This window comes from Frankia sp. CgKIO3 (assembly GCF_977946435.1).
Genome location: NZ_CDWTMO010000006.1, coordinates 1 through 12,992, shown reverse-complemented (window position 1 = coordinate 12,992; position 12,992 = coordinate 1). Strand labels below are relative to the sequence as shown.

12 protein-coding genes and 1 pseudogene are annotated in these 12,992 nt (G+C 71.5%); 10 read left to right on the top strand and 3 right to left on the bottom strand.

The features are described 5' to 3' along the window. Positions 1-29: 29 nt before the first annotated feature. From AC08OJ_RS01680 to AC08OJ_RS01665, 4 genes are read left to right on the top strand one after another with little or no spacing between them, the layout of a single operon-like run. Positions 30-464 carry an SRPBCC family protein gene (locus tag AC08OJ_RS01680; protein ID WP_476592921.1) on the top strand — a complete coding sequence of 145 codons (435 nt, stop codon included), beginning with the start codon at positions 30-32 and terminating at the stop codon, positions 462-464. A 6-nt stretch (positions 465-470) separates the two neighbouring features. Beyond that, positions 471-1,685 (top strand): ArsA family ATPase, encoded by a 1,215-nt coding sequence (locus AC08OJ_RS01675; protein ID WP_476592922.1) that lies wholly within the window; start codon positions 471-473, stop codon positions 1,683-1,685. Beyond that, positions 1,682-2,248, top strand: a complete 567-nt coding sequence (locus AC08OJ_RS01670) for a hypothetical protein (protein WP_476592923.1) — start codon at positions 1,682-1,684, stop codon at positions 2,246-2,248. The genes AC08OJ_RS01675 and AC08OJ_RS01670 overlap by 4 nt, the downstream gene beginning before the upstream one ends. Positions 2,249-2,295: 47 nt before the next feature. After that, on the top strand, positions 2,296-3,303 hold the full coding sequence (locus AC08OJ_RS01665; RefSeq protein WP_476592924.1) for an ROK family glucokinase: 1,008 nt from the start codon (positions 2,296-2,298) through the stop codon (positions 3,301-3,303). Positions 3,304-3,371: 68 nt separating this feature from the next. On the opposite strand, the gene AC08OJ_RS01660 is transcribed toward AC08OJ_RS01665, so the two are convergent. The 3 genes from AC08OJ_RS01660 to AC08OJ_RS01650 are packed head-to-tail and all read right to left on the bottom strand — an operon-like array spanning position 3,372 to position 6,308. Further along, positions 3,372-4,649, bottom strand: a complete 1,278-nt coding sequence (locus AC08OJ_RS01660; protein WP_476592925.1) for an ornithine cyclodeaminase family domain — start codon at positions 4,647-4,649, stop codon at positions 3,372-3,374. Between the two features lie 50 nt (positions 4,650-4,699). Then, positions 4,700-5,455 (bottom strand): hypothetical protein, encoded by a 756-nt coding sequence (locus AC08OJ_RS01655; protein ID WP_476594898.1) that lies wholly within the window; start codon positions 5,453-5,455, stop codon positions 4,700-4,702. Between the two features lie 55 nt (positions 5,456-5,510). After that, positions 5,511-6,308: an alpha/beta hydrolase gene (locus tag AC08OJ_RS01650; protein WP_476592927.1), complete on the bottom strand. Its 798-nt coding sequence runs from the start codon at positions 6,306-6,308 to the stop codon at positions 5,511-5,513. A gap of 607 nt (positions 6,309-6,915) precedes the next feature. On the opposite strand from AC08OJ_RS01650, the gene AC08OJ_RS01645 reads away from it, so the two are divergent. The 6 genes and pseudogenes from AC08OJ_RS01645 to AC08OJ_RS01620 form a co-directional block, all read left to right on the top strand. Then, positions 6,916-7,803, top strand: a complete 888-nt coding sequence (locus tag AC08OJ_RS01645) for a lysophospholipid acyltransferase family protein (protein ID WP_476592928.1) — start codon at positions 6,916-6,918, stop codon at positions 7,801-7,803. 32 nt (positions 7,804-7,835) lie between these two features. After that, entirely contained in the window at positions 7,836-9,356 is a 1,521-nt protein-coding gene (locus AC08OJ_RS01640; RefSeq protein WP_476592929.1) for a hypothetical protein, read from the top strand. A gap of 4 nt (positions 9,357-9,360) precedes the next feature. Further along, positions 9,361-9,891, top strand: coding sequence for a polyadenylate-specific 3'-exoribonuclease AS (locus AC08OJ_RS01635; protein WP_476594897.1), 531 nt, complete (start codon positions 9,361-9,363; stop codon positions 9,889-9,891). A gap of 143 nt (positions 9,892-10,034) precedes the next feature. After that, positions 10,035-11,060, top strand: a complete 1,026-nt coding sequence (locus AC08OJ_RS01630; protein ID WP_476594728.1) for a 6-phosphofructokinase — start codon at positions 10,035-10,037, stop codon at positions 11,058-11,060. A gap of 144 nt (positions 11,061-11,204) precedes the next feature. Further along, complete coding sequence (locus AC08OJ_RS01625; RefSeq protein WP_462188641.1) at positions 11,205-12,608, top strand: class II 3-deoxy-7-phosphoheptulonate synthase; 1,404 nt, start codon at positions 11,205-11,207, stop codon at positions 12,606-12,608. 84 nt (positions 12,609-12,692) lie between these two features. After that, a pseudogene (locus AC08OJ_RS01620) lies at positions 12,693-12,992 on the top strand (hypothetical protein); the annotation flags it as partial.

Below are 12,992 nucleotides of genomic sequence, written 5' to 3'. Positions count from 1 at the left end.
GCTCGAAGAATGTGGAGGTGCTGTCTGCCATGGCGGACCACGCCCGATCGACGATCGTCATCAACGCTCGGCCCGCCGCGGTGATGGGGGCGATCGTCGACATCTCCGCGTATCCGACCTGGATCGGCCAGATCGAGGAGGCCGAGATCCTCGACATGGGCCCGGACGGCCGTCCCCGGCGCGCCCGGTTCCGGATCAACGCCGTCGTCATCAAGGACGAGTTTGTCAACGAGTACACCTGGAAGGGCGACGATCAGGTCGTCTGGAGCATGGTCGAGGGCCAGGCGATGTCGTCGCAGGACGGCAGCTACACCCTGCGCGACCTGGGTGACGGTAGCACCGAGGTGACCTACGACCTCACCGCTGAGACAAAGATCAAGATTCCTGGTCTGCTCCGGCGGAAGGTGCAGAGCGGCATCGTGGATGCCGCTCTCAAGGACCTCAAGAAGTACGTCGAGAGCTGAGCGCACGTGCGGTGTGTGCTCTTCACGGGGAAGGGCGGCGGCGGTACCACCACGGTGGCGGCGGCGACCGCGATCCTCGCCGCTCAACGGGGTCATCGGACCCTCGTGCTGTCGGTCGACCCGGCCGCGGGGCTCGCCGGCGCGCTCGACCACCCGATCGGCGCCGAGCCGACCGAGCTTGAACCGGGGTTGCACGGCCAGCAGGTCGACCTGCGCCGCGCGGTCGAGACCCGGTGGCCGGCCGTACGCGAGGTGCTGGCGGGCACCTGGCCGGCCATCAAGGTCGATCCGTTCGACCTGGAGGAGTTGGCCTTCCTGCCCGGGGCCGTCGAGACCCTGACGCTACTCGAACTGCGTGACGGCCTCACCAGTGAGAACTACGACCTGGTGGTGGTCGACGGAGGTTCGGCGGCGGCGCTGGTGCGGCTGCTGGCCTTTCCCGAGACGCTGTCGTGGTACTGCCGCCGGCTGCTGCCGCCCGACGGTGCCTTCGCGCGCTGGCTGCGACCCGGTTTCGGCTGGGCGGCGGCGCTCGGCGGCCGGTGGAGCACGCTGGCGGCCCCCGCCTACGACACCGTCAACCGCCTGCACCGGGCGGCGGTCGACCTGCGCGCGATCCTCACCGACCACGCCACCACCAGCGTCCGGCTGGTGCTGACCCCCGAGAGCTCGGCGCTCGCCGCGGCCCGCGGCAGCTTTACGGCGCTGTCGCTGCATGGGTTCACCCTGGACGGCGTCGTCGTCAACCGGATCTTCCCGTCGGCGAACGCGGACGCCTGGCGGGCGGGGTGGGCCGCCGTTCACCGCGAGCAGCTCGCCGACATCACCGCGGCCTTCATGCCCACCCCCGTCCTCCCGGTCGGCTACCGGGCGGGCGAACCGATCGGCCTGGAGGAGTTGGCCGCCTTCGGCGCGGCGACCTACGGTGAGCTCGATCCGGGGAGTGTTCTCGGGGAGCCGCTCATCGGCTCGAGCGGCCAGCCGCGGGTGGAGCGCACCGAGGACGGGTTCGCGCTGTCCTTCGGGCTGCCGTTCGTCGACGGTTCCCAGATCGATCTGGCCCGGCTGGGTGATGACCTGGTGGTGACCGTGGGGTCGTATCGGCGGGCCGTTCCGCTGCCTGCGGCGCTGCGTCGCTGCGATGTGAGCACCGCCCGGCTGCGTGACGACCGGCTGGTCGTCTCGTTCGTCCCGGACCCGCAGCAGTGGGTGCGGGTATGACCACGCAGCGGTCCACCTCGGGCCGGCCCGGCGGCGCCGGGCCCGACTTCACCACGCCTCCCACCGGCACGCCTCCCACCGGCCCGTCCGCGTCGCCCGGCCGCGGGTCGCTCGCGGTCGAAGCCGCCCTGCTCGCTGACGCCCTGCGGGACTGGGCCGCCTCGCACCTGCCCCCCGGCTATCCCGGTCCCCCCGCATCGTCGGCGGCGGGACCCGCTGCCGACGATGCGGCGTCGATACCCGATCCCCACGTGGATCCGGCGCCGGGACCCGCGGATCACACCTGGCCCTGCGCCGTGTGCCCGCTGTGCCGGCTCCTGGCGAGCCTCGCCGGCGACCGCCCCGAGGTGGTTGGCCATCTCCTCGCGGCTGCCGGATCCCTGACCGCGGCGTTCCGCGCCGCCCTCGGTGCCCGTGGGGAGGACGCTCCGGGGCCCGCCACGCCGCGACGGCGCGAGACGGCGCCCCCCGCATCTGGGGATCATCCATGGCCGGGGGACACCACCGGCACCCAACCCGCCACCGCGCTTAGACCCCGCGTGCAGAGGATCGATATCACGTGAGCATCGCTACTCCCGATAGTTCGAAGAATCTGGATATTCCGGGCAGCTTGACGGTTCCGCGCACCGAGCGTGCCGGCGCGGCCCCCGGCCCGTTGCCGGTGGAGAACCGGATAGAGGGCCTGACGATCGGCGTCGACGTTGGCGGGACGAAGGTCGCCGCCGGCGTCGTGGACGGCGCGGGGACGATCATCACCTCCCTGCGTCGGCCTACCCCGGGCCATTCGGCCGCCGAGGTCGCGGACACCATCGCCAGCGTCGTCGCGGAGCTCAGTGCCGACCACGCCGTGCGTGCGGTCGGCATCGGCGCGGCCGGGTGGGTCGACTCGGACCGGTCCCGCGTCCTGTTTGCACCGAACCTCGCCTGGCGCGACGAACCCCTGCGCGACGAGGTCGGGGCGCGCATCGGCCTGCCCGTCGTCGTGGAGAACGACGCCAACGCGATGGCCTGGGCGGAGTACCGTTTCGGGGCCGGCTGTGGCCGGCGTGACCTCGTCTGCCTGACGGTGGGAACCGGCATCGGCAGCGGCATCGTCCTGGGCGGTGAGCTCTACCGAGGCGCGTCCGGTATCGGCGCCGAGATGGGCCACATGCGGGTGGTACCCGACGGGTACCCGTGCGGATGTGGTAACAGAGGGTGCTGGGAACAGTATGCGAGCGGGCGAGCGCTGGTCCGGCTGGCGAAGAACATCGCCACCGTGGATCCGAGTGCGGCCATGCCCATGCTGGAGCATTGTGGCGGTGGCGTCGACGCGCTGACCGGCCCGGACGTCACCGAGGCGGCACGCAAAGGGGACCCGGCGGCGATCAGGTGCTTTACCGAGATCGGCCACTGGCTAGGCGAGGGTATGGCGACGCTGGTCGCCGCGCTCGACCCGAACCGCTTCGTCATCGGCGGCGGCGTCTCCGACGCCGGCGAGCTGCTGCTCGGCCCGGCCCGGCAGAGCCTCCTGGCCGCCATGCCCGGGCGGGATTACCGTTCCGAGCCGGACATCGTCATCGCCGAGCTCGGATCCCAAGCGGGCCTCGTGGGCGCGGCCGACCTCGCCCGGTTCTGACCCGAAATCCCCACGACTATCCCAGGAGGGTCGCCGAAGGCGATTCGACGGAGACCCCGTACGGCGCCCTATGACAGGGGTCCCCGCGTCGCGGCGAAGCCGCTACGTGGGGAGGCCCGGTAGTCGGGTACCAGTTCGGCGGCGAGCTCCTCGAGGAACAGCCCGGTGTCGGCGACGACGCCGACCGCGTGCGCGCTGGTGCGTTCGGTGAGAGCGTGCACCGTCGAGGGGTTGACGTCCACGCAGGCCACCGGGACCGAGGCCGGCAGGATGTTGCCGGTGGCCACGGAGTACTGGGCGCTGGCGATCATGAGGGCGAACGCCACCCCCCGCAGCGCGGCGCGCATCGCCCGCTGGCCTGCCAGGACGTCGGTGTGGACGTCGGGCAGCGGGCCTTCGTCGCGGACCGATCCGACGAGCACGAAGGTCTTGTTGGCCTTGACCATCGCGTGCATGATCCCCTGGGTGAGCACGCCGGACTCCACGGCGGCCCGGATGGATCCCTCCCGGCGGATCGTGTTGACCGCGCGGATGTGCTGCTCGCTGCCGCGCTGCACCCGGCCGCTGCGCAGCGGCCCGAGCCCCAGCGGCGATCCGTAGAGGGCAGCCTCCACGTCGAGTGTCGCCAGTGCGTTGCCGGCGAACAGCACGTCGACATAGCCGGCCCCGACGAGGGCGATCAACGCTGGCCCGGCCCCGGTGCTCACCACAGTCTGACCCGCCACCCAGAGCACCTGCGACCCCTCGGCCTTGACCTCGCGGATCTGGCGGGCGATCGCCCGGGCCAGGACCGCCTGCGGCTGGGTGGAGCTCGGCAGCGGGGCGGCCAGGGACTCGTACTCCTCGTAGACCCGGCTGGAGTGGGCGGTGACCGGTAGGACGACCTTCACCCCGTCCACGCCGCACACGATCATGTCTCCCGCGCGCACGTCGGTGACCGGTACCGTTTGCACCCGGCCGTGCGAGACGACCAGGCCGCAGTCCATCTCGGGATGCTCCACCGGCACCCACTGGCCGTCGAGGTGGACGACGGTCTCCAGATTGGTGGTGGAGTAGAAGTCCGGGGGGAAGACGCCGTCGCGGTCGGCCGGCTCGCACCGGGCCGTGCCAGACTCGATCTTGTTCACGCCGTGGACCTGGATCCGCATCAGAATGCGCATGAGCTGACTCGGTGAATCGGCCCCCACCGTGATGACCGCGTGGGACTCGTCATCGTGGCTGTGCCCCAGCTCGATACGATCAACCCGATAGTCACCGCCATAGTCCAGCACGTCGTCGAGAACCCGAGCCAGCACGCCCGTGTCCATGAGATGCCCGTGGACCTCGACCTTTTCGTGGTACTGCACGCCCCACGCCCTTCCTTTTCGGTGCCGGTACGACGGCTGCCACGCCGCGCTCAGACCACCGCGCCGTCGTCGGGGCCGTCGAAATCCGTGGGCGGACGGTCTCCCATCCGCGCGACCAGCGTGCCGACCCCGCCGAGGATCAGCAGAACCCCGGCGACGTTCTGGGTCCGGGACTGGTTGAAGTCGATCAGGTTCGGAACGACGAGGAACATCACACCGAGGGCGATCGAACCGAGTGCCCAGCGCGTCACGGGCCTGATCCGTGGCAGCGGTGGCGGGGGTGGCGGCTCGTAGTGCTCGTCGTCCGGGTCCAGATCCGGGTCGTCCAGACCCTCCGGGACCTGGCCGGAACCCGACAGATCGCCGAGGTCGACGACGAAGTCCTCGGTGCCGTCGCGTCCCCGTCGGCCGCTGTCACCGCCCGCGGACGGGAACGGCAGCTGGTCGGGCCGGGGGTCGGTCCGGTCCTCCGATACGGGCGGACCACCCGGCTCGAACGGCGGGCGTAGGATGATCACAGTGGGGCGGCGGGTGTCGTCCAGATTCTCCGCCGCCGGCCACCGATGGGATTCGGGCTCGTCGTCGAAGCGCGCGATGAGTTCGAAGAACGCGGCGTCGTCGGCTTTCTGGGAGCGCGGGGAGGGCCGCGGTGCGTCGCCCCCCGCGGTTGTCGCGGATCCGTCGCCGCCGCCGTCGTTGAGGCCGCTGCCACCGTCGCCGTCGGCTGGCTCCTCGCGGTTCGCGGAGGTGCCACCGCCGTCGGCGGGGGCGCTGCCCGGCCCGCCGAGGGGAGCCCCCTCGGGCACGGCGCCGTCCGCCGGCGAGGGCCGGTGCTCGCCGGGTCCTGAACCCGGTGACCGCTCAGCCATTGCCGCAGGGCACGTCGGGCACGAGCGCGCGTGGCGCGTGCCGCCGGACGAATTCCAGACTTCCGTCGAAGATCGTTTCTCGGTCGTTGTCGAGCGTCGCGACGTGGTAACTGTTCTCCAGCAGCCGTTCCTCGGCCGGGGCACGCAGCCCGGCCAGCAGAATCGCGCCGGAGCTGGCTTCCACCACGTGGTCGACGATGCTGCGGTAGGTGAGGACCGGACAGACGATCCGACCGAGCTCCGGCCGGGTCACCGCCCACAGCTGGCGCAGCGACGCGAACGGGCGCAGGGGTACCCGGTCGTAACCGACCTCGGGCACGCCCTCGGCCTTCACGTCGCCGGCCACGCCAGGCACGGCGGGGATCACCCGGCTCAGCAACGGGGCGAATGCCGCGTGCCACCGTTCGGTGGTGAGGCTGGGATTGACCGTGACGAGGCCGGCGAGATCCCCGCCGTGCTGCTCGGCCAGCCGCAGGGCCAGGGTTCCGCCCATCGACAGCCCCATGACGAAGACCTGCTCGCAGGTGGTCCGCAACCGCAGGAACGCGGTCTCTACCGTGGCGTACCAGTCCGGCCAGGTGGTGGGCACCATGTCCTGCCAGCGGGTGCCATGGCCGGGCAGCAGCGGGCACGAGACGGTCAGCCCGACTGCGGAGAGGTACTCGCCCCAGGGCCGCATGCTGCCCGGGGAACCGGTGAACCCATGGACCAGCAGCACGCCGACCGGCCCACCCTCAAACTCGAACGGTTCCGCGCCCGGGAGGACGGCCGCACCGGTGACACCCGCCATCGTGATCCGCCCTTCGTGCCTCGCGCGCCCGCCCGCATGCCGCGATGCGGGTCCGGCGACGCGCGGAGGGAAAACGCCGGTAAACGCATGCTCGCACGGTCCGCGGGCTGAGGCCACGGTCGTGCGTGTCTCACTCGCTGCGCAACATCGCTGCGCAGGAGCCGCCGGACGGAAAGTCCCCGCCTGATGATATCGGTGATGGGTGGGTACGCGCGCGGGACATTCGGGATCGAGGCGCGGTCTGCGGGAGGCTGGGGGCCCGCCGTCAGGTTTCCTGGCCGGCACCGGAGAATGACACGCCGAGCGGGGTAGACCCTGTTCGGTGGACGTCGTGATGACCTCTCCTTAGGCTCAAGCAAGCCCATCATCCTTGCGACCGGCCCTGGGCGACCCGGCCCTGGTGCGGTGGGGTCGCAAGGATCGTCGGGGTCTCCGTGGCGGACCCCGGCGAGGCCGCGGGTCGTGGACCGGCGGCGTGCGCCCCGGTGCCCGACCGACCGGACGGTTCGTGGGAGGTTCGGGCCAGGTGTGATCGGCGTCGGCGGATGAAGACGGGCGACTGGCCACGGGCGCCCCCGGCGGGCCGTCGTCGTGCGGCGGTGACCAGGTGGGAGCTGTCTTGTTCTACTGGGTGGTCAAGGTGTTCCTGACACCTGTCCTGCGACTGTTCTGGCGTCCCTGGGTCGAGGGGGCAGAGAACATCCCCCCGGAGGGGCCCGCGATCCTCGCCGGCAACCATCTCTCCTTCCTGGACCACCTCTTCCTGTCGCTGGTCGTCCCCCGCCGTGTCACCTACCTGGCGAAGAGCGACTACTTCACCGAGGCGGGCGTCAAGGGGTGGTTCAAGCGGGTGTTCTTCAGTGGCGTCGGCCAGATCCCGATCGATCGCAGCGGCGGCAAGGCGAGCGAGGGCGCGTTGCGCTCGGGGGTCCGGGTGCTCCGCCAGGGCCGCCTGCTCGGGATCTATCCGGAAGGCACCCGATCCCCGGACGGCCGGCTCTACCGCGGCAAGGTCGGTGTCGCGCGCCTGGCGCTGGAAGCCGGGGTCCCGGTCATCCCCGTGGCGATGATCGGGACCTTCGAGGTCCAGCCGCCGGGCCAGCTGGTTCCGAAGATCCGTCGGGTCGGCATCCGCATCGGCCGCCCGCTCGACTTCAGCCGCTACGCGGCCATGGCAGATGATCGCTTCGTCCTGCGCTCGGTCACCGACGAGATCATATACGAGCTGATGGCCTTGTCCGGCCAGGAGTATGTGGACATGTACGCGAAGCGGGCCAAGGAGGAGCTCGCGGCCGCCCGGGCACAGGCGGCTGCCGCTGCCGGCGCGCCCGCGGGGTCTACCACCCCGGCGCAGGTCTCCCCGGCGTCCACCAGCACGGCGCAGGGTTCCCCTGGGGCGGCGACGCCGGCTCGGTCTCCGGATCAGCTCGGGCTGCCGGTCACGGCGCCGGCGAATCCACGCGCCGCCAAAGACCGGATCGACCGGGCGGTCTGACCCGTTTGCGGTGGACACGGCAGGATGGTCCGGTGTGTGGTGACAGCGTTCCTGGCTGGACGACGATCGGGCGGCGTCGCGGCTTCGAGCATCCCCGGCGATTCCCGGGACGGCGTCCGCTTCTGGTCGCGCTCGGCCTGATCGTTGGCTGCCTCGCGGGAACGGGTCCGGTGCCCGGGGCCTCGGCGGCCGGTTCCCCCACCGCACCTGCTGGACCGCCCGTGGGCGCCGCCCCGGCCGATACGATCGGTCGCTCGGGAACGTACCTCACGGACAGTGATCGTCGGGTGGTCGTCCTGCACGGGATCACGGTGCCGGCCGGGGTGACGCCCACCGCCGGGGACATCGACACCTGGGTCGGCTTCGGATTTACCGGGGTGCGCCTAGCGGTCCCGATGGCAAGCGGCGGCCGCTTCCCGGCGACATCCGGTGGGCCGGTCCTCGACGGTGCCGGCGCGGCGACCACGCCCGCCGACCCCGGACTCGACCAGGCCGCCGCCCTCACCCGCATGTTCACCGACCGCGGGTTGCGGGTCACGCTGCGGATCGTGCCCGCCTCGGCGGGCTACGTACCCTCCGTCGCCGGCCTCGCCGCGGGGCTCGAACGGTTGGCGACGCGGTTCCGCGACGTGCCGGGCCTGCTCGGCTACGAGGTGCCCGAGGGTGGTGGCGGCGGTGAGAGTCTCGTAGCGGCGGTGGCCGCGCATGACGGCACTCACCTGCTGTGGCGGAACCGGCCCGCCCCGTTCGACGCCGCATCGACGGTGGCGGTCAATGATCCGACCGGATACCTGGTCGGCTGGAAGGACGGGTCGGCGGCCAGCGTCCGCGGTCTCGTCGCCTCCGCCGACGCGTTCGGCCTGAGCTGGTTCTACGACGCCCCGAGCCCGACCGGGGGCACGGTGGGCACCGCCGCGCCCGTCGGGAGCAGCGGCGCCGAACGCCGGGCGCCCGCCCCGCCCGCAGACATCGTCCGCCCCTACCCCGTGGCCATCGCCGGGGTACCGGAGGTGTTGCGCTTCGACGCGTCGCGGGTGCTGATGGTGGCCTACCGGACCACGCCGTCGGCCGGGCCGCCCCTCGCTGCCGGCACGGCGACCGCGATCAGCGTGCCGGCCTGGTCCTATCCGACGGGCTACCAGGTGCAGGTCACCGGGGCACGGGTGACGTCCGCGCCCGGGGCTGGTCTGCTCTGCCTCGTCAATGATCCCGGCGCCGCCCGGGTCGAGGTCCGGGTCTCCCCGGCGACCGGTCCCGCGGTGACTCCGCCGTCCGTCGCGGGTGCGGCCGGCTGCCGCGCGACGCCGGCGATCGTCCCGGCAGGAGGGCGGTCGCCGGGGCCGGGCGGTCCGCGGGCGGCGGCGTCCGGGGATGACGCCACGGAGGAGTACTCCGGGCCGCTGCTGTGGCTGCTGCCGTTGATCGGTGCCGCCCTGGCGGCGCTGCTGCTCGGGGCCTTGCTGCGCCCGTGGCGCCGGCGCTCGGGCCCTGGCCCGCCATGGTCCGCGGCCGAGCCGCCGACCATGGCGGACACCTCGGTCGGAGGAGACTGAGCCGGTGGGAACCCGTTTCTTTTACGACACCGAGTTCATCGAACGCACCGACACCGGTCATCACTGGCTCGATCTGGTCAGCATCGGAATCGTCAGCGAGGACGGCACACAGCGGTACTATGCCGTGTCGACCGAGTTCGATCCGTCGTGGGCCGTGCCCTGGGTCCGTCGCAACGTCATCGACCAGCTGCCGTCGCCGTCGGGCGAGGCGTGGAAGCCGCGAGCCCGAATCCGTGACGAGGTCGCCGCGCTGTTGACCGCGGGCGGTACCCCCGAGCTGTGGGCCTGGTACGGGGCCTATGACCACGTGGTGCTCTGCCAGCTCTTCGGTACGATGCCCGCCCTGCCCGCCCAGCTGCCCCGCTTCACCCGGGACCTGCGTCAGCTGTGGGAGGAAGTGGGCCGGCCGGTTCTTCCCGCACCGCCGCCCAACGCCCACGATGCGCTCGCTGACGCCTTGCACAACCTCGCCCGGTGGCGGGTTCTCGCCCCGCTGCGCGCCCAGGCCGCCGCCGTCTCGGACCCATCCCGATGAGTCACCCATCCCGATGAGTCGATGACGCGGCCGCGGCGGCCTATCGTCGCCACGCCACGTAACCACAATGTTGTCCTGAAGTACGGCCCTCCCGCTACGCTGCCGCCGGAGAAAGCGGTGTACGGTCAACGGGAGAACTCGGGATGAGGATCGGCGTACTGACCGGTGGCGGCGACTGCCCGGGACTCAACGCGGTGATCCGGGCCATCGTGCGCAAGGGAGAGAGCGTCTACGGCCACAGCTTCGTCGGGTACCGGGACGGCTGGCGGGGGCCGCTGGTCGGCGAGACGGTCCCTCTGGACATCGCGGCCGTGCGGGGGATCCTCCCGCGCGGCGGCACGATCCTCGGCTCCAGCCGCACGAATCCCTACGCCGCCGTGGACGGGCCCGCGCTGGTGCGCGAGCACCTCGCCGCCGCCGCGGTGGACGCGCTCATCGCGATCGGCGGGGAGGACACCCTGGGGGTGGCCGCCCAGCTGCACGTCGAGGGACTGCCCGTGGTCGGAGTGCCCAAGACTATCGACAACGACCTCTCCGCGACGGACTACACCTTCGGTTTCGACACCGCGGTCAATATCGCCACGGAGGCGATTGACCGGCTGCACACCACCGCGGAAAGCCATCACCGGGTGTTGATCGTTGAGGTTATGGGCCGCCATGCCGGGTGGATCGCCCTGCACAGCGGCATGGCGGGGGGAGCCAACGTCATTCTCATCCCGGAGCGGCCGTTCGATTTCGACAAGGTGTGCGCCTTCGTCGAGGCTCGATTTGCCACCCACTACGCGCCGATCATCGTCGCGGCCGAGGGCGCCGTCCCGATCACGGGCACCATGGTCGCCAGGGAGGGCGAGGTCGATGCCTTCGGGCATGTCCGCCTGCAGGGCATCGGGGCGGTCCTGGAGACCGAGATCCGCGCCCGCACTGGTCGTGACGCGCGTGCCACGGTGCTCGGGCATCTGCAGCGCGGTGGCACGCCCACGGCCTTCGACCGGTGGCTCGCGACGCGTTTCGGACTGCACGCCGTCGACGCCGTGCACGAAGGCGACTTCGGGGTGATGGTCGCCCTGCACGGCACCCGCATCGACCGGGTTCCGCTGCAGGATGCGACCCGTGCGCTCAAGACGGTGCCCGAGGAGCTCTACCACGAGGCCGAGATCTTCTTCGGCTGACCCGGCTGACCAGGGAAGGGGCGGGCCGTCGGGCCGGACCCGGTCCGGGAACCAATCCCGGTCCGGGAGCCAGGGCTGGGTGCCGATTCCCGGGCGGATGCCTGTCCGAAGGAAGATGCCGATTCCCCGGAAAAATGTCGGGCGATGGTGACCGCCCGAACTCGACTGGGCCCGTACCCTGGTGTCGTGAGCGTACTGGATCTTTGGCGGACCCTTCCGGCCAAGCAGCAGCCGTCCTGGCCTGACCCGGCAGAGTTGAGAGCCGCCTACGACCAGCTTGCGGCCCTCCCCCCGCTGGTCACCGCGCCCGAGGTTCGGTCCCTGACCGACCGTCTCGCGCTGGTTGCTCGGGGTGAGGCGTTCCTGTTGCAGGGCGGTGACTGCGCCGAGACCTTCGTGGCGAACACCGCCGACAAGATTCGGGACAAGGTCAAGACGCTGCTGCAGATGGCGGTCGTCCTCACCTATGGCGCGAGCACGCCGGTGGTGAAGGTCGCCCGCATCGCCGGGCAGTACGCCAAGCCGCGGTCCGCGGACATCGAGGCCAGCACCGGGCTGCCCTCCTACCGGGGCGACGCCGTCAACGACATCGCGCCCACGGCCGCCGCGCGGCGGCCCGATCCGATGCGGATGGTCGCCGCCTACCATCAGAGCGCAGTCGCGCTGAACCTCGTGCGGGCCTTCGCCACCGGCGGTTTCGCCGACCTGTCGAAGGTCCACGAGTGGAACAAGGCGTTCGTGCGGGATTCCGCGGCGGGTCGCCGCTACGAGGTGATGGCGACGGACATCGAGCGTGCCCTCGCCTTCATGGCCGCCTGTGGCATCGACCTCGATCGGACCGCCGCGCTGAGCGGGGTCGAGCTGTTCACGAGTCACGAGGGCCTTCTGCTGGAGTATGAGCGTGCTCTGACCCGGATCGAGGACGCCACCGGCGATCCGTACGACCTGTCCGCCCACATGATCTGGATCGGAGAGCGGACCCGGGACCTCGACGGTGCCCATGTCAACCTGCTGTCCCGGGTGGGCAATCCGATCGGCTGCAAGATCGGGCCGAAGGCTGGCCCGGACGAGGTCCTCGAGCTTGCCGAGCGGCTCAACCCCGACCATGTCCCCGGCCGGCTCACCCTGATCTCCCGGATGGGGGCGAAGCGGGTCCGGGACACGTTGCCCTCGATCATCGAGAAGGTCAACGCTGCCGGGCCGCCCGTGGTGTGGTCGTGCGATCCGATGCACGGCAACACCCGTGACGTGAGCGGCGTCAAGACGCGCCACTTCGATGATGTCCTCGACGAGGTCTTCGGCTTCTTCGAGGTCCACAAGGCGTTGGGCACCCACCCCGGTGGCCTGCACATCGAGCTGACCGGGGAGAACGTCACCGAGTGCCTCGGTGGGGCCGAACTCATCGGGGAAGACGACCTCGGCGGCCGTTACGAGACCGCCTGCGACCCACGCCTGAACACCGGGCAGGCGCTGGAACTGGCCTTCCTCGTCGCCGAGATGCTGCAGAACACCCGGGGAGAACGCGGCGCCGTGGCCCTCGTGGGCTAACGGGATCCCGGCGTCGGCACCCCGTCCGGGGGGCTCTGCGGCGAGGGCGCGCCTACCGTGGTCGGCGTGGCATCGGAGGGGGTCGTGTCGTCTGCCGGGGTCGTGGCGGGAGCCGCGTCGGTGCCCCGCCTGCCGGGCGGGTTGGCTGATTCGGTGATGATCAGCTCTGGTGAGGCGGGGACCGACGCCGATGACGGTGCCGGGGTTGTGGCGGGAGCCAGGGCCAGGGTCGGGGCGGTGGTCGGGGTGGTCGTTCCGCTCGTGGCACCACCCGGCGCCGGGCTCGGGGGCCCTGGCGAGCCGGTGTCGGCGCCGCTGGGGGTGGGAGTGCTGAGGGCGGGCGCGGCGGTGGCCCCGGTCGCCGTGGGCCGAGGTACGGAGAGC